The 16,742-nt window shown below is 61.3% G+C and carries 9 protein-coding genes and 2 pseudogenes; 4 read left to right on the top strand and 7 right to left on the bottom strand.

Annotated elements, in window-relative coordinates; genetic code table 11:
* Positions 1-18: 18 nt before the first annotated feature.
* The 3 genes from waaF to B0G80_RS22760 all read right to left on the bottom strand — a co-directional run bounded on the left by waaF (position 19) and on the right by B0G80_RS22760 (position 3,308).
* A complete protein-coding gene (waaF, locus tag B0G80_RS22770) occupies positions 19-1,254 on the bottom strand; it encodes a lipopolysaccharide heptosyltransferase II (protein WP_116119917.1) in 1,236 nt (411 codons plus the stop codon).
* Positions 1,254-1,916 (bottom strand): HAD family hydrolase, encoded by a 663-nt coding sequence (locus tag B0G80_RS22765; RefSeq protein WP_258878990.1) that lies wholly within the window; start codon positions 1,914-1,916, stop codon positions 1,254-1,256. The genes waaF and B0G80_RS22765 overlap by 1 nt, the downstream gene beginning before the upstream one ends.
* A 96-nt stretch (positions 1,917-2,012) precedes the next feature.
* The gene (locus B0G80_RS22760) at positions 2,013-3,308 is read right to left on the bottom strand and encodes a glycosyltransferase family 1 protein (protein WP_116119916.1); all 1,296 of its coding nucleotides are present in this window, start codon (positions 3,306-3,308) and stop codon (positions 2,013-2,015) included.
* Positions 3,309-3,747: 439 nt separating this feature from the next.
* On the opposite strand from B0G80_RS22760, the pseudogene B0G80_RS22755 reads away from it, so the two are divergent.
* Positions 3,748-6,434, top strand: a pseudogene (locus tag B0G80_RS22755) (ATP-binding cassette domain-containing protein).
* A 360-nt stretch (positions 6,435-6,794) separates the two neighbouring features.
* A complete protein-coding gene (locus B0G80_RS22750) occupies positions 6,795-7,664 on the top strand; it encodes an NmrA family NAD(P)-binding protein (RefSeq protein WP_116119914.1) in 870 nt (289 codons plus the stop codon).
* A 431-nt stretch (positions 7,665-8,095) separates the two neighbouring features.
* On the opposite strand, the gene B0G80_RS22745 is transcribed toward B0G80_RS22750, so the two are convergent.
* Complete coding sequence (locus B0G80_RS22745) at positions 8,096-12,259, bottom strand: CheR family methyltransferase (RefSeq protein ID WP_116119912.1); 4,164 nt, start codon at positions 12,257-12,259, stop codon at positions 8,096-8,098.
* A 789-nt stretch (positions 12,260-13,048) separates the two neighbouring features.
* Here B0G80_RS22745 and B0G80_RS22740 point away from each other — a divergent pair.
* Positions 13,049-13,831 carry an MOSC domain-containing protein gene (locus B0G80_RS22740; RefSeq protein WP_116119910.1) on the top strand — a complete coding sequence of 261 codons (783 nt, stop codon included), beginning with the start codon at positions 13,049-13,051 and terminating at the stop codon, positions 13,829-13,831.
* Positions 13,832-14,109: 278 nt separating this feature from the next.
* Here the strand turns inward: B0G80_RS22740 and B0G80_RS22735 are convergent.
* Both B0G80_RS22735 and B0G80_RS45970 read right to left on the bottom strand, forming a co-directional pair.
* A pseudogene (locus tag B0G80_RS22735) lies at positions 14,110-14,976 on the bottom strand (sensor histidine kinase); the annotation flags it as partial.
* Between the two features lie 318 nt (positions 14,977-15,294).
* The gene (locus B0G80_RS45970; protein WP_181920033.1) at positions 15,295-15,456 is read right to left on the bottom strand and encodes a hypothetical protein; all 162 of its coding nucleotides are present in this window, start codon (positions 15,454-15,456) and stop codon (positions 15,295-15,297) included.
* A gap of 55 nt (positions 15,457-15,511) precedes the next feature.
* Here B0G80_RS45970 and B0G80_RS47035 point away from each other — a divergent pair, with 55 nt between their 5' ends.
* A complete protein-coding gene (locus B0G80_RS47035) occupies positions 15,512-15,637 on the top strand; it encodes a hypothetical protein (RefSeq protein ID WP_258878989.1) in 126 nt (41 codons plus the stop codon).
* A 564-nt stretch (positions 15,638-16,201) separates the two neighbouring features.
* On the opposite strand, the gene B0G80_RS22730 is transcribed toward B0G80_RS47035, so the two are convergent.
* Positions 16,202-16,732 (bottom strand): DUF1269 domain-containing protein, encoded by a 531-nt coding sequence (locus tag B0G80_RS22730; RefSeq protein WP_116119908.1) that lies wholly within the window; start codon positions 16,730-16,732, stop codon positions 16,202-16,204.
* Positions 16,733-16,742: the final 10 nt, after the last annotated feature.

The raw sequence follows: 16,742 nt of genomic DNA, 5'->3' as shown, positions 1-16,742 counted from the left end.
CGCAAAAAAGAAGGATGTTCAAGGGGCGAGAGATTGTTCGGCGAGAGGCGTCGCGCCGACACCGGCCGATGCGGGCTCGGATCGGCGAGCCTCACCGCGCGCATCCGGCAAAGCGCGCAATTCGAGCGCGGCCTGCACGACATCGCCGGGCGCGACGCCGAGCAGACAGGCGTGATGCTGCTGTGGACAGACACTGCGATAACACCAGCGGCATTCGACGTCGCGAAACAGCACGCGGTGTGGCGTTTGCCACGGCGTGTGCTGCGGATTGGTGAGTGCGTACAGGTCGACCACGGGCGTCTTCAATGCGGAAGCCAGATGCACCGGCCCGCTGTTGTTCGAGACGAGTACGCTCGCGCGCTCGATCAGTGCCGCGAGTTCGCCGAGCGTGAGCGCGCCGCTCAGGTCATGGAGATGCGCGCGGGCGCCTGGCGCGGCGGTATGTATCACGGCGGCGACCAGTTCCCGCTCGCTCGAACTGCCGGTAATCAGCACCGGCACGCCGGCTTCACGCGAAAGCCGGGTTGCCACTTCGCCAAAGCGTTCCGGCGGATAGCGCCTCGACGCGGCGGTTGCGCCCGGATGCAGCACGATCCAGCCGTCATCGGACGCCACGCCACGCGCGGTGAGTTGCGCTTCGAGCGACCGGCGATCAGCGGTGTCGACGTGGAACCGCATATGCGTGTCCTGCGTTTGCGCGCCCACGTGGCGCACGAGATCGAGTTGCCGCTGCACTTCATGGCGGGTGCGTTGCTGCGGTTCCGGTTCGCGCAGCCAATCCGTCATTAGGGTGTAGGGATTTTCGCGGCAATGTGCGAGGCGCCGCGGAATACCGGCCATATAGCAGAGCATTGCGGCGGGCAATGGGCTCTGACTGTAGACGGTGAAAATCACCGCGGCGTCGAAGCCGCCGCCGCGCAGTCGCTCCTGCATGCGCTGATCGTCCATCCAGGTGTGGCTGGCGTTCATCGGACGATCCGCCCACGGCGCGTCGTAGACGATCGCGTCGTCCACGTCGTCGAGAAACGGCGCGAGCGCAATACCGCTACGTGATGCGAGCAACGTGATATGACGGCCGGGAGCGGACTGGCGCAGTGCGTGCAGTGCGGGCGTAGTCATCAGCACATCGCCGAGATTGTCGAGACGCACGCACAGAATGCGCTTGACGTCCTCGCCCCAGCTCGTAGCCGACGGCGTGTCGACCACGCGTGCGTGCGAAAGCGTTGGCGGCGTGAGCAGCATGGGGGCGTACATCAGGCAACCTCGGTGCGTGGTAGCGCTCGCGCATGCTGGCTGCCGTTGCATTCACGATCGTTTTCATTTGCGCTGTTCAGGCCGCTCACGACGATCCGCACGGCTTCATATAGGTCGGTTGCGCGCGCGGTCGGCACGCGGAACTCGCCGGCGAGCCATTCCGTTTCGTTGCCGTTGTCGAGCAACACCGTGCGGCAGCCCGCGCGGCTGCCCGCTTCGACGTCGTTAAGAATATCGCCGATGAACCAGCTTCGCGCGAGGTCGAGCCGATGTTCGCGCGCCGCTCGCAGCAACATGTCGGGCGCGGGCTTGCGGCAATCGCATTCGATTGCATACGGTGCCACGTGGCCGTGCGGATGGTGCGGACACCAGTACACGCCGCGCAGCACTGCGCCGCTTTCGGCGAACAGGGCATGCAATCGCGCTTCTACACGATACAGTGCGGCAATGCCGAATTTGCCCAGCGCGACGCCCGATTGATTGCTGACGACGAACAACGCAATAGAGTGCGCCGCCAGCAGGCGGAGCGCTTCACACGCGCCCGGCGCGAAACGCATCAGCGAAGGGTCGACGTTGTACGGCACGTCGTCGAGCAGTGTGCCGTCTTTATCGAGGAATACCGCGGGTTGCATGAAGGAGGTCTCAATAAGAAACAAAGCCATTCCAGACGCCGTTACGCGGGCGTCGTGACTCAAGGTCAAACAGTGCGCCTGGTTCGTATGAGCACGCACGCATGCGCATAAGCGCACACATGCCCGCTAGCGCTGCGCCGCGCCCGCTGCCGCCCGCTGCGGTTCCGCGAACTGGTCTGCCTCGGTTCGCTCCGGTACGAGGCACGCGGCCCGCGCGTAGATCGCAGCCAGCGAATTACCGACCCCTCTCCATGTGAATTCGGCGTGCGCGCGTGCCAGTCCCGCTTCGCCCATGCGGCGCGCGAGGCCCGGATCACGGCGCAACTTGTCCAGACGTGCCGCAAGCGCGCCCGGATCGCGGGGCGGCACGAGAAAGCCGGTCACGCCGTCCGCGACCGAATAGCGAATGCCGCCCACATTCGCACCGATCACCGGCGTGCCGCACGCCATCGCCTCGACCGGGGTAATGCCGAAGGGCTCATACCAAGGCGTGGTGACGAATACGTCGGCGGCGCTGTAGAAGTAACGCAACTGCGCGCGGCCGCGCCGTCCAACGAAGGTGGTCTGCTGCTCCACGCCGCACTCCCGCGCAATGCCGTGCAGCCGCGCGATTTCCGGCGTGGCCAGTTCGTTCGGGGCGTCCGAGTTGCCACCGACCACGTAAAGCCTCGCGGACGCGCGGAACGCCTGCTTCAGTACGCCGACGCCGCGCACCACGTTGTCGATGCCTTTGCGCTGTACGAGCCGGCCGAGTTGCAACACGACGAATTCGTCCTTGCGCCAGCCCAGCGCGTCACGTGCGGTGGCGCGGTCCACGGGCCAGAATTCGTCGGCGTCGAAGCCGCATGGCACGATCTGAATACGCGAGCGGTCGGCGCGATAGTGTTCGACCAGATCGGCTTCGTCCTGGGGACATTCGGCCACGACGATATCGGAGCGTGCCACCAGTTCGTCTTCGATGGCGAAACGCTCGTCGGGGAAGCCGTCGGCGGCGCCCTGGTGAATACGGCGCACACGGCCAAGCGCATGGAAGGTAGTCACGAGCGGAATACCGAGCGCATCTTTGACCCGCAGCGCTGCTAGGCCGGACATAAAGAAGTTGGCGTGAATGACCTGATAAGGATCGCGTTCATGCCGGAAGAAGTCGATCAGAAACGCAGCGAACTCGTCCATGACCGGCAATAATTGCTCCTTGGGCAACTGCATCGGTGGCCCGGCCGGAACATGGATCACACGCACACCGTCCATGTCGGAGACGACCGGCAACAGTGCGCGGTCGCGTCGCGTGAAGACATCCACCTGGTGTCCCATAGCGACGAGTTCTCGCGCGACGTTGGCGACGTAGATGTTCTGCCCGCCGCTATCCACACCGCCGGCGACAGCGAGAGGGGAGGCGTGTTCACTGATAAGGGCGATTTTCATGACGTTCCTTGGCGAAGAAGCGATGACGATGGGAAGAGGCAGGCGGTTGAAGCGGACGCCGCATGCGGTGTGCCACTCCCTATTTTCTTTTTCGCATTCGCATCGGCAAGGCGTTTGCTGAAGGAGTGAGCGCTGTGGCGCGCCCCAATTCGCAGGCGAGAGAGGCGCTGTAGCGTTCCCTGATTTACAAGGCTGCGTGTAACGTTGGCTGCGGAAATAAGGTCACACTGTGAGGTGTTCGTCGGCACGGTGTGGAAAATTCTTCGAATGTGCTGCACATGTGCCGTTTTTCTTGCGGCGCGGGATCGCAGCTTGCTGCGCACCGCTCTATGCGAAGCACGCTCACTTTTTTATCTTCGTGCGAGATCCTCCGGGGTCCGCATTCCTCACACGCCGCTACGCTCTCGCTTTCGCTTCGGTAGCGCGGCACTCCCTGCCCATGTCCGACTCGCCGACATCTTCCCGTTCAGAACTGACTGGCCGCATTGCTGCCGATCTATCGCGCGCGATCTGGCGCTATCGCAAGCAAACCATACTCGCGCTCGTGCTGATGATTGCGGCGAAACTGTCCGTTGTTTTGATTCCGCTCGTCCTCAAGCACATCGTCGACGAACTCGGTCATCCGTCGGCGCGGGCGCTATTTCCCGTTTTCCTGGTGCTGGCCTATGCATTACTGCGCTTTCTCGGCGATGCACTTAACGAAGCACGCGACGTAGCGTTCAGCATCGTTACGCAGCGAACGGTGGCCGCGTTTACCGAACGGACATTCGCGCATCTGCACCGGATGAGCGCGAGATTTCATGCACGGCGCGAGACCGGCGCGATTGTTCGGGACGTGCAGAAAGGGGCTGACGGTATCGGTTTTCTGCTAGGCGTCGCGTTGTTCACCATCGTGCCGACCGCCTTCGAGATCGCCGCTATCGTCTCGATCATGGTGCGCGGTTACGCGCGCGAATTCACGATGGCGATTGCAGTCACCTTCGTAAGTTATGCCGTCTATACGTTATCTTCACGCGCAAACGCGTCGCGTTCCAGCGCGCGGTGAACCGCCTGGAGGCGCAGTCGGACGGACGTCTTGTCGATAGTTTGCTCAACTACGATACCGTCAAATATTTCGCGACTGAGGAAGTCGAAACACGCCGTTTGAGCGAGGTACTGGAAAAATGGGTGCATGCGAGAACGGCGAACCAGCGCGCGTTGACCGCACTGCATGTGGGGCAAAGCGCGGTTATAGCGCTCGGCGTAGCGGTCATCATGCTGCTCGCCACGCAGTACGTCGTGGCCGGCGCCATGAGTGTTGGCGATCTGATTCTGGTCAATGCATACCTGATCCAGATCTGCATGCCTTTAAATACGCTCGGGTTCGTGTTTCGCGAGACCAACGACGCGATGGTGAACGTAGAGCGCATGTTCGCGATTCTCGACACACGCGGCCAGGCTGGCGAAGATATCGACGAACCGTCGGCAAGGCCGCTGATCGTCAGCGCCGGGAAGATCGAATTCGAGCACGTGGATTTCGCCTACGAACCGGCGCGGCCTATATTACGCGACGTCGATTTTCGTGCGTATGCCGGCAAAACGCTTGCGGTGGTGGGTGGCAGCGGATCGGGCAAGTCGACCATCGTGAAGCTGCTGTTCAGGCTGTATCGACCGGAACACGGTGCGATTCGCATCGATGGTCAGGACATTGCGAAAGTGACGCAGCAAAGCCTGCGCGAAGCGATTGGTATCGTGCCGCAAGATACGGTTCTGTTCAATGAGACGATTGCCTACAACATTGCGTACGGGCGGCCGACCGCCACGCGCGCCGATGTAGTGCGCGCGGCGCGCGCCGCGCAACTGGACGAATTTATCGAGCGGCTGCCGGACCATTACGACACGCGCGTCGGCGAACGGGGCGTACGCCTGTCAGGCGGCGAGCGCCAGCGCATCGCGATTGCTCGCGCCATTCTGAAGGACCCGCGCATCATCGTGTTCGACGAGGCGACCTCGGCGCTCGACACGCGTTCGGAGCGCGCGATCCAGACGGAGTTGACGCGTCTCGCGCGAGGCCGCACGTCGATCGTGATTGCGCATCGGCTTTCCACCGTGGTCGACGCCGACTGGATTCTGGTCATGGAACATGGCCGTTTGGTCGAGCAGGGCACGCATCGCGAATTGCTTGCGCGCGACGGCGTGTACGCGAAGATGTGGTCGTTGCAATGGCAGCAGGGTGAACTGGAACACGCGCAGCGAAAGATGAGCGCGCAGTCGGTGAGCCTTCCCACGTTGGCGGCCGGCATGATCGACGGATTGCATGATGAGATCGCCGCGCGGCGCGTCAATGTAATGACCGAACTGGGCGGCAACGATCTGCGTGTGACCGGCGACCTCGGTGTCCTGCAGCCGGTGATCGTGGAACTGTGCCGCGCCGAGATCGCACGGGCGTTGCCCGCCGCGCGCATTGCGCTACGGGCCGAACGTCACAACAACGAAGTCTGGCTCAGCGTGGAAGGGGCCGTCGACAAGCCTGCAGAACTCACTGAGGCGGCGGCGCAGCGCATGGAGGCCACGCTTGCGAGCGCGGGCGGCGGCTTTACGTTGATGCCGCTGCACGGGCGGCTCACGTATGTGGCGATGTTGCCGCTTCAACCCGTCGCCGGTACTCTGCCGCGTGCTGTGCAGTCGTTGGCAGAAAATGGCGCGGCACCGCTGCACGACCTGCTCGTCATGGCTATCGACGACCAGGAAGAAGCGCGCGACGCATTGGAGGCGGTGCTGAGCGCGAACGGTGCGCGCGTGCGGACTGCTTCGTCGGGCGCACAGGCAGTCGCGTGGTTAAGCGACACGCCAACGCAGGAATGGCCGCAACTGCTGCTGTGCGACATCGTGCTTGCCGGCGAAGACGGCTACGAAGTGCTGCGGCAAATACGAACGGTCCAGAGTCAACGTTCGGGAGCGGCCACCACGGTGATGCCGGCAATCGCGCTGACCGGCTATGCGCAGGCCGACGACCGCGTGCGTGCACTGCAAGCGGGCTTTCAATCGCATTTGACAAAGCCGGTTACGCCCGAAAGATTGATTGCGGAAATTGCGCGTCTTACTGGAAACAAGCCGCTCGATGGCTCGGCCGACTCGCGCTCGTGAGCGTCGCGACACTGCTATTGCTCACGCGTAACGGACAGGCGGGCAAGGTCGCCCGCGCAACAAAGGCCATCTGCTCATGCGGCCCCTTGCGAGACGTGAGTTCCTGGGCTTCGTCGGTGCCGCGCTGGCTACAGGCAAATTTCGTCCCGATCTCGCGTTTGAGGCTGCGACAGTGGCAGCAGGCTTCCGATCATTTTCCGTGCAGACTTTGATGGTTCTCCATACGTCGGTGGTCTTCAAGGACACTGTTCCATGCCAATTAATCAATAAATAAATGACATTAATGCTCTCGTGAAATTGATGGGAGACACCGAGAATGCTTGTCAGCGCGGCATAGGCCGTAACCGAGGAGCGACAAACATGTTTGCAATTACCGGAGTGACAGGGCATGTTGGCGGCGCGGCGGCACGCGCACTATTAGACGCGGGGCGTGCAGTGCGCGCCGTACTGCGCGACGAGAGCAAGGCGCAACAGTGGGCGAAGCGCGGCGCCGACGTGGCGATTGCCTCGTTCGAAGACGCCGACGCGCTCACCGCCGCGTTCCGCGGCACGGCGGGTGTCTTCGTGATGGTGGCGCCGAACTTTGCGCCGCAGTCGGGATATCCGAACGCCCACGAGGCCGCGACGGTGCTGAAGCAGGCGCTGACGGCTGCGCGGCCGGAACGCGTTGCGGCGTTGTCGTCGATTGGCGGGCAGCGCGAGTCCGGCCTCGGCCTGATTACGCAGGTGCATATTCTCGAGGCGGCGCTCGCCGGTCTGCCGATTCCGACGGCGATCCTGCGGCCCGCGTGGTTCATGGAAAATTCGCTTTGGGATATCGCCCCGGCCCGCGACACGGGTGCGATGCCGAGCTTTCTGCAACCGCTCGAGCGCGCGTATCCGATGGTCGCCACCGCGGATATCGGGCGCGCGATCGCCGGCACACTGACGCAGTCGTGGCAGGGCCGTCGCGTGATCGAGATTGAGGGTCCGCAGCGCTACACGCAGCATGAGATCGCCGCGCTGCTCGGCGGCGTGCTGGGGCGGTCGGTGAAGGCGCAGGCGGTGCCGCGCGATCAGTGGGAAGGGCTGTTCCAGGCGCAAGGCACGGCGTGGCCGGCGCCGCGTATCGAGATGATCGATGGGTTCAACTCGGGGTGGATCGATTTCGAGGATGGGGTGAACGAGCGGGTGGTTGGGGCGACTGCTTATGAGACCGTGCTGGCGGAGTTGGTGGCGCGGGTGGGGTAGGTCGCGATAGGCGGGGTAGCGAGCGCCGCGCGCCCCGCCACGGCGGCAACACTCAAAAAATCGACTGCCCCGTATAAGTCGTCAACCACTCCAGCGCTAGCACCCCTGCGCTAGCTAAAAATAAGCTGCACTGAGCCGGATGGTGGGCTTTCGTTCGGGGCACGTGTGTTTGGTAGCGCAGCGGGGCAGGCGCATCGGCCGGGTCCGGCCCAAGGGGACGGTCGCCCGGTTCCGACGAAAGGCGGCTCTTGTGATGAAACCAGCCTTCTGCGCGCACGTGCACACTGCGAATGGCGCTTCAAGGTCTCTGTCATCCCATCAAGTCGACTATCCGTTCAACGGCACTCTGGCGGAGCCCGGTCACCCGGTTCGACAAAAGTTTGCCGCTCGACGTGGGCGTCTTGCTGCTGTTGTGGCCAGCCCGGACGGTCCTACCCGTCGTCGCGAGCCGAACGGGCCTGGTCGATCGCGACAAGCAGGGCAGCCAGCGATACCGGCTTGCCGACATGTGCATCAAAGCCCGCCTCCAGTGCTTCTGTCACGTCTTGTTTGCGGCCAAATCCGGTCAATGCGATTGCCGGAGTGGTCGCTGTCGGGGGTAACTTTCGAAGTTCCGCAATCAGTTCATAGCCACTCATTTCTGGCATTCCGACATCCGAGAGAATGAGATCGAATGGAGCCTCAGCTGCTGCCGCGAGTGCCGCCTTCCCGCTGAGTTCGGAACGCACTTTGGCGCCCTCCATTTCAAGCAGTGTGCGGAAAGCGTCTAGCGTCTCGGCCGAATCGTCAACCAGCAGCACGCGCAAACCCTTCAGGATGCTCCCATCCACGTTCACACGGCGACCCTCCGAGGACAGCGGAGTCGCAACTTCTGGCAGTCTTACGGAGAATGTTGCACCCTTCCCGAGGCCATCGGATCTCGCCTCCATCTTTCCGCCATGCATTTCTACGAGTTGCTTTACCAGCGAAAGCCCGATGCCCAGGCCTCCGTGCTCGCGGGTGGCTCCGGTTTTGGCCTGGCTAAACATGTCGAAGACGCGGGGAAGGAAATCAGGGGCGATCCCCTGGCCGGTATCTTCGACTTGCACACACACAAATCCATTGTCGGAAAAGAGGGTTACGTCGACTCGAGCGCCCGCCGGGGAGAACTTCAGAGCGTTACGGATGATGTTCCAGAAGATCTGCTCCAGACGGACCGGGTCGGCCTGTATCCGAACCGGGCCGTCAACGCCCGACACGGATAAAGCAATGCCACCAGCGGCCGCGTCCGCTGCACTGGCGTCGATCACCGTACGCAGGATCGCCGAAATGTCAACGGGCACCAGATGCAGCGCAAGTTTTCCGGTTCGCGCCCGCGACAGGTCCAGCAGATCGTCAATGATCTTTGCCTGCCCAACTACCGAGCGGAGAATCACATCGGTTGCTTCCTGAACGAGTGGACTTTCACGCAGTTGCGGCGCGCGCATCAGCATTTCCGCCTGTACGTGTATCAGGTTCAGAGGGTTCTTCAGTTCATGCGATAGCACCGCAAAGAATTCATCCTTTTGCCGGTTCGCCGAAACCGCGCGGGTCCGGACCCGCCGTTCGAGCTCGAGCTGATTAGCCTGGCGGCTTTCAGCACTTTTCCGGCCCGTAAGATCTCGCGCGATTTTGGCGTAGCCCCTGAAGGCTTCCGTATCGATCGCGGTCACGACGCCGCTGCAATAGATCCGCCTGCCGTCCTTGCGCACATGCCACCTTTCATCGTCGGCGCGACCTGCACTTCTGGCCTTTTCCCTCTCGGCCAGTGGCACGCCCTGTTCCCGATCTTCCGGCGAGAAGATCAGATCAATCGGCTTTCCGATAGCTTCTGCCTCGTCATAACCGAACACGTTCTGCGCGCCCCTGTTCCAGCTGACGATCACGCCGTCCAGGTCCTGAACGATGATCGCGTAGTCGTTAGTAGTGAGTGCGGCAAACTTCAATCGCTCTTCGCTGGTTCGCGCCACCTCTTCCGCGCGTCGCCGCGCCGTGATATCGATCAGGGTCAGGACCGCACCCTCAATGCGATCGTCAAGTGTCCGGTACGGCAGCAGTCGCACAATAAACCACTGTCCATCGTTCGTGCTGATTTCGCGCTCTGTCAGCTTGAGCGTATCGAATGCAGCGGCCGCATCTTCGGCAAGTTGCGGATAATTCAGGCGGTGCCGGAGGTCCAGCAACGGCCGGCCGATATCGGTCTCGATCAGGTTGAAAATACTGACCGCGGGCGCGGTAAAGCGCTTGATGCGCATGTCCCGGTCGACAAAGACCGTTGCAATGCCGCTGGACGCAATCAGATTCTGAAGATCGTCATGTGCCCTGGCCTCGTCTTCGACCTTCGTCTGAAGCTCGGCATTGACGGTGACCAGTTCTTCATTGACCGATTGGAGCTCTTCCTTGCCGGTTTCGAGTTCTTCAGTGGCCGAGCGCATCTCCTCGTTGATGGCCTGCAATTCCTCGTTCGAGGCCTTCAGTTCCTGGGTCGACAGATTGGATTGTTCGATGCTGGACTGCAGGAGTTCTTTCGTACGAATCAGTTCTGTTTCGAGCTGTGCGACAACCCGGTCCTGCCCGCGGCGGTGCGGGTCGTTCGCGCCGCTCTCTGTATCCGCGTCGTCAGATTCGCTGAAGAAGATGGCGAGAACGTCGCCGCCTGCCATGTCGTCGTGGAAAGGATGGACAGAAAGATTGACATAGGAAAAGGCCTCGCCCCGTGAGAACCGCACCCGTTTGACTTCAATGCTTTTGCCATGCTGTAGCGCCTGATAGAGTGCGGTTCGAAGTTCGAGCCGCAGATCAGGATTCACGACCGTGAGGAGGTTATGCGATGGCTCGCCGCCGACGTACCGCAAAAAGCGCCCGACATGTTCGGACATGTGCAGGATTTCAGCGTCGCGGTCGACCAGGATGCTCGGCGGCGAATAGTGCTGGATCACGCGCTGATGCAACGGTGCAAACGAAAAACTCGCAGGCCTGGGCAAAGGGCGCGCAGCCTCAATCGGCGAGGCGTGAAGGATTTTGCCGGCAGTTGCCAACGGGGGCGGGACTGAAGCTCGGTGCGCGGCGGGTTTGGCGCGGTAAATGCGATTTTTCTTGTCGACCGGTGCAAACAGGTCTCCCGCAATCTCAGCGGACTCGGAGCTGCCAAGGAAAAGGTATCCACCTGTCCGCAAAGCGAAATGGAAAGTCTGCAGCACCTGTCGCTGAACATCGCGATCAAGATAGATGAGCAGGTTGCGGCACGTTATGAGATCGAGCTGCGAAAAGGGCGGGTCGCGCAGGATGTTGTGCGCCGCAAAGAGGACCTTCTCCCTGAGCGCCTTGCTGACAAGGTAGAAGCCGCGGGTATGGGTGAAAAACTGCCGAAGCCGGGAGGGCGGTACATCGGTCAGGATAGACTCAAGGTATCGGCCGGATCGCGCCGACTCGATGGCACGTTCGTCGATATCCGTGGCGAATATCTGAATGCCTGGCTGGGTATGCTCTTCGCCCAACCGTTCGCATAACAGCATGGCAAGCGAATACGCCTCTTCACCGGTCGAGCAACCGGCGACCCAGGCGCGAACCTGGTCTCCATCATCTTTGCCCTCAAATACGCCGGGTATCACCTCCCGTTCCAGTGCTTCGAATGCTTCCCGATCGCGAAAGAAATTCGTTACCCCGATCAACAGGTCTCGAAGCAACGCCTGGTTTTCATCAGGATGTCGTTCCAGAAACAGGAGGTACGACGGCAGATCGGGAAGCGTGTTGACCTGCAGGCGTCGTTCGATGCGTCGCAATACCGTTGCGCGCTTGTAGTGCCGGAAGTCGTGGCCGGTGTGGATCCGCAGTCCCTTCAGGATATCCTGCAACGCGCTGTCGGCCGTTGCTGCAGCGTTTTCGCTTGTAGGCACTGCTGCTATCGGAGGCTCTCCCTCGACCGCCGGCAGTCGGATCACCCGTGCATTGCTCCACAGTTCAATCAGTTTTTGCGGAAGATCCACGACTGGCAGCGACAGATCGATGAGCCCCGTCGCGATCGCGTTTTGCGGCATCTCGCCGTACTCGGCATCGTCCGGATTTTGAGCGAGGGTGACGCCGCCACATTCCTTGATCCGGCCGATTCCGGCCGTACCGTCACTCCCTGTGCCGGAGAGGATTACGCTGACGGCCCGGCTGCCATGGGCGTCTGCAAGACTCCGGAAAAACCGGTCGATGGCCACCGGCCTGCCTGAAGAGCGCTCCGCTGGCGTCACGCGAAGGTAGCCGTCAAACATGGACAGGTCATTGGATGGCGAGATCAGATAGACGCTGTTCTTCTCGATGTGCGTGGGCTCGCGAACCTGCATGACAGGCATCGAGGTTACCCGCTGTAGTACCTGGTCAGCGCGGCTTTCGTATTTCGGGGAAAGGTGCAATACGATCACGAATGCCATACCGCTGTCTGCGGGCATCTGCTCGAAGAGCCGGAGAAGCGCCTGAATGCCGCCCGCCGACGCGCCGATGCCTACCACGGGGAAAACCGGCGAAGCGGACGGTGTAGGCGCGGTGCCGGATTGCTGCGGAGCAGACTCCGAGGACGGGGTAGTAGGCATTGGAGAAAAGACCAGGAAATGAGGAAGAATCGGGTGGCGTCAGCGCGTGGAGGGTGCAAGGTAACTTCAGCGTACACCGGCCGGCACAGGGAGGGAAGCAGAAGCCGCGCCCACACCCGACCGGCAGATACAAGCCCGCAAGTGTTACCGAAATTGTCGCGGTGTAGTGTAGACCGGTAACAATTCGGCTACATGAGGAGCCGTACCGCAATTTTCTTCCAGAGCCGACGCGCACCACACGTTCCGACGTCCTGCGCTGACGCATCGCCTGGAGCGATATCCGTCGACTATTTGCCTGAAAACCAACGTTCAGCGATAAGGCGCAAATGACTCTGTCGGGTCGCTGAGACCCGTTGCCGTTCCCGGAAGTCGACGTTCGGCAGCATTTCATTGCGAACGACGGCAACGTGGCGTACTGCAGCCGCACGGCGGCTGAATAGTGCGCGTCGGCTATGGCCGATCAAGCAACGTTCACCATCTTGAATTGAATGGCCGCTTCCCGGATTCTTCCGACGACGCTCGGCGGGAGTCGGTCCCTTCCCGTCCCCATTAGTTTCTGTGAATGCCGCCACTGCGCTCCAGAGCGACCGTTCTGCCCCGCCGCTCGAACGCAACTAGACGTCACCGATTTGTGTCCCCGCCTGTCCATGCTCACAAAGGACTGTTCTGCGCATATTGAGCGAGCCGCTTGTCAATCCAACCCCGGTTCCTGGTGGCTTGTCACCCTCACCAGGTGCTATGTTAAGCACTGCGGGAATGATGGCGAAAATCAGTGATGGAACAGGAATAATGGCGAAAATTATCAATCTCTATCGCTATCCAATCAAGGGTCTCTCTCCCGAGCCCTTGACGGAAATGGCCGTCAGCCACGGGCAAGGACTGTCCTTCGACCGCGCATTCGCGCTGGCGCTCGGCACGACGCGTTTTGATCCGGAAGCCCCCGAGCCGCTCGACAAGGGCTATTTCCTGATGCTGCGCAAGAATGAAAAGCTTGCCGCGCTGGCGACACGGCTGGATCCAGAGACCGGCACGCTGACCATTCGCTATCGCGGTGAGCTTGTGCTTGAGGCGGCGACGACGAATGCTGCGGGCCGCGAGGCGATCGAGGATTTCATGGCGGCTTATCTGGGCGAAGCGACTGAAGGCCGCCCCCGCCTGGTCTCGGCCGCAGACCACAAATTCACGGATGTCGGCGTGGTCTCGCCGGTCATGATGAAAGCGATCTCGGTGATCAACCTGGCCTCCGTGCGGGCGCTTGAGGAGGCGACCGGGACTTCCGTGCACCCCCTGCGCTTCCGCGCCAACATCTATCTCGACGGCGTGCCTGCCTGGGCGGAGCTCAACTGGCTCGGTCGCGAAGTCGAGATTGGCGGGGTACGTTTTCGCGGGGCCCTACCGACGCGGCGCTGTGCCGCCATCAACGTCAACCCGGAGACCGCCACACGCGACGCCAATCTGCCGAAAGCGATCATGCAGCATTTCGGCCATGCCGATCTCGGCATTTATCTTGAGGTGCTGAGCGACGGCGTCTGTTCGGTCGGCGATGCGGTGACGGTCGCGGCCGCCGCCTGACGAGGCCGGAGGGGTAATCAGGGTTTCGAGATTCTGTTCGTCGGACCAGCGCTTTACTTCCGGCTTCCTTCGGTTTCCAGGTTGCCCGCAGCACCGTTGCCTTTCGCTAACTTCCCCTGTCGGGCCCGACGCGGTTTGGCCGAACCCGGAAGTTCGTCGCAAGCCGCACCGCCAACGGCGGCGAACTTCGGCTTCGACCCCAAGGCGTCATTGGGCTTCGACATGTGAACGACTGCTTTTCACGATGGATCTGTCTGGGACGACCGACGCTGAAGCCGTCACTCTGCTCCCTTGCGACGGGGTGTCAAGAGGGATTCGTCCGCGCGCGGGAGCGATACTGAAAACAAGGTCTCCGTCTCATCGGACCGCGTTTCAATCGTACCGTGATGGGCTTTGGCGATTTCGCTCGCGATATACAGACCCAATCCCAGGCTACCCGCCTCCTCGGTTGCAGCTTGTCGGCTGGTCTCGCGCGTCAGGGGGTCGAACATGCATGCCAGCATTGCTCCGTTGATGGCAGGCCCGCAATTGCTGACTTCGATACGGACATGTGTTATGCCGCCGAGCACCGTCACGCTTACGGGAGTGCTCTGCGCCCCATACTTGATGGCATTGGTTACCAGATTTCCAAGCTATTGCTGCAGACGCTGCCCGTCCCAGCGCCCCTGCGAATCACCATTCACGTGCAAGTCAATTTGCCGGTCAGGGTGAATTGCACGCAACCCGTCCAATTCGTCGGCAAGCACCTCCGCCAGATCGATATTTGTGGGCTTCACATTGATGCCCAAGCCCAGTTTGGTACGGTTGAAATCAGTCAGGTCATCAAGCAACGCCTGCATCCGGGCTCCGCTTCGAATCAGACGAGCGGCGGCCCCGGATATCCGTTCCCCAGCATTGAGTGCGGCAAGATACGACGCAGTTGCCTGGATCGCCTGTAGGGGGGTGCGCAGGTCGTGGCCCAGCATGCCAAGCAGGAGGTTGCGGTTCTGATCCATCTATGTACTGAAGAAGGTGACCGATTCAGCGAATGCCTGATCGATCGCTTCATTGAAGCGAATGACGTCGTCCAGATCAGGCGCTTCGGACTCACAATCGTCCAGCCACAAGCGACGGAATGTCCGCGCCGCTGCGCGCGTTTGAGTGCTCGACGCAACCGGCGGCCGCGTCACCCTGCGCGCGTAGCAGGTCGCAGTCGCGAACCTGGCGGGGCGATGGATGTAGGTAGCGTGGAGTCCGAAGTGCGCGGCGTCGCCGCCTATGGCGGGACGATCTAGATGAGAGGCGCGCGACAGTTACTCTGCAGCTGAACCAGCCTCGCCTGTGATCGCGGTATATTCCAAGTTTTGGTGGCAACACTTTCCGTCTTATCCGGGCGCCTCGAACAAATCTACACGCAGGAAACGCTGTTTGCAGCGCGTCGAGGAGCTTGCTCTGTTGCTTTCCAGTACCGACGTCAACTGAGTTTACTTCTTCGCGGGTTGTTCGGGCTCGGGGTGAACGGCGATTGGATCGCTGGCAGGAAAAGTCTCTCCGAGCGCTTCGTCGAGTTGTTCGTCCAGAGTCATCGGCGCTTCCTGCGCCTCGACTTTCGACTTCCGGATGTCGACGCGACTTTCCTTTTTCATGTTGCGCTCCATAAGGGAAACAGCGGAATCTCGCTATCGCACCGGCGTTGCCCGCATGCAATCACTGTCATTGGATGCGGAGGTCGTCACCTTCATCACGCAGATCGAAAATGGCGGCATCGACGACATCCAGATCGACGTCACTGATCTGCGGGTTGGCGAGAGATCGGCTCGTGCGTGAAGCAGGAGATGCTCGACACCACGGGTCTCGCGTGCTCGACCGCATCGTGCCTAACAATCTGCTCGCGAAGGTCGGGCCTGCGTTGGAACCCTGTTTTACCAGCGACCTAGATCCTAGCCGCAGCGCAGACGGTTAAGTCGAGCGCCACGCCCTCGGCGCGCATAGCGATTTTTTATCTGCGGGCAATTCACGTAGACGAGGCCTGACAGGACGACCACTGCAAGCGCCGCAGTAGTGGTGCTTGCTGCTTGCATACCGTCCTCCACCGGACGCGCGGTACCGGATTCGAAGCGGTGACCAACGGATGAAAAGTCCCTTGCGCTACCTTCGTCGCTCACGTGCCGAAAGAGACCTTGCCCGGCCGTTTGTCCCGCGTGCACCTTCAGATGCGGTCGCATCAGTCTTCGGATGTTTAGGCGTGAGCAGTCTCAAATGTCGAACTGCGCGTCGATGTGATCGACGTCCACACGGAATAATCCGCCTAGATTGTCGGGGTGTCGATCCGGCCAAAACGCAAACTTCAACAGAATTCAAGACCACAACACTGACGCAGCGCAGGGATGCTCATGCTGTCGTGCCACTGCTGTTCAGGCTCTCTAGGGCCTTCCTCAGGCGTTCCTCCTGATCGTTCGTGAGAGACGTCTTTAATACCTTTCCGCCGAAAGGCTTCAGCTCTGGCAGGACCTTGTCGAAATTCACGCGACGCACGAGGATGAAGAGCGCCGACGAGCCCGGCTCAATGTTCCGGCCCGTCGAACGCATGAAGTCGTCATCGATTCCATAGTCCGAGAGCGCGCCCGACAACGCGCCCGTGCCAGCGCCGACGGCCATGCCTGTTGCCAGCCCGACGAGCGGATTGAGCAACATCAGCCCAACCAGCGCACCAAACAGACCACCCCAGGCCGCGCCGCTGAGCGCGCCGATCTTGACTAGATCGACGGCTTGCTTGAGATGTACGTTGCCCTTCGCGCTACGGACCACGATGCAGGCATCCTCAAGGTCGATCAGGTGTTCCCTTTGCATCTGCTGGAGTTTGGTCAGCACCTGGTCGGCCGTCTCTTCGCCTTTGAAGCTTACAACAACTAGATCGCTCATCGATTTGCTC

This window comes from Paraburkholderia sp. BL6669N2 (assembly GCF_003387275.1).
Lineage (GTDB): Bacteria > Pseudomonadota > Gammaproteobacteria > Burkholderiales > Burkholderiaceae > Paraburkholderia.
This window is presented reverse-complemented; position numbering and strand designations above follow the sequence as displayed.

Coding starts and splice junctions, on each gene's coding strand:
- B0G80_RS22760 (WP_116119916.1), bottom strand. CDS start 3,308: ATGAAAATCGCCCTTATCAGTGAACACGCCTCCCCTCTCGCTGTCGCC.
- B0G80_RS47035 (WP_258878989.1), top strand. CDS start 15,512: ATGCAATCACTGTCATTGGATGCGGAGGTCGTCACCTTCATCACGCAG.
- B0G80_RS45970 (WP_181920033.1), bottom strand. CDS start 15,456: ATGAAAAAGGAAAGTCGCGTCGACATCCGGAAGTCGAAAGTCGAGGCG.
- B0G80_RS22765 (WP_258878990.1), bottom strand. CDS start 1,916: ATGGCTTTGTTTCTTATTGAGACCTCCTTCATGCAACCCGCGGTATTC.
- waaF (WP_116119917.1), bottom strand. CDS start 1,254: ATGTACGCCCCCATGCTGCTCACGCCGCCAACGCTTTCGCACGCACGC.
- B0G80_RS22730 (WP_116119908.1), bottom strand. CDS start 16,732: ATGAGCGATCTAGTTGTTGTAAGCTTCAAAGGCGAAGAGACGGCCGAC.
- B0G80_RS22740 (WP_116119910.1), top strand. CDS start 13,049: ATGGCGAAAATTATCAATCTCTATCGCTATCCAATCAAGGGTCTCTCT.
- B0G80_RS22745 (WP_116119912.1), bottom strand. CDS start 12,259: ATGCCTACTACCCCGTCCTCGGAGTCTGCTCCGCAGCAATCCGGCACC.
- B0G80_RS22750 (WP_116119914.1), top strand. CDS start 6,795: ATGTTTGCAATTACCGGAGTGACAGGGCATGTTGGCGGCGCGGCGGCA.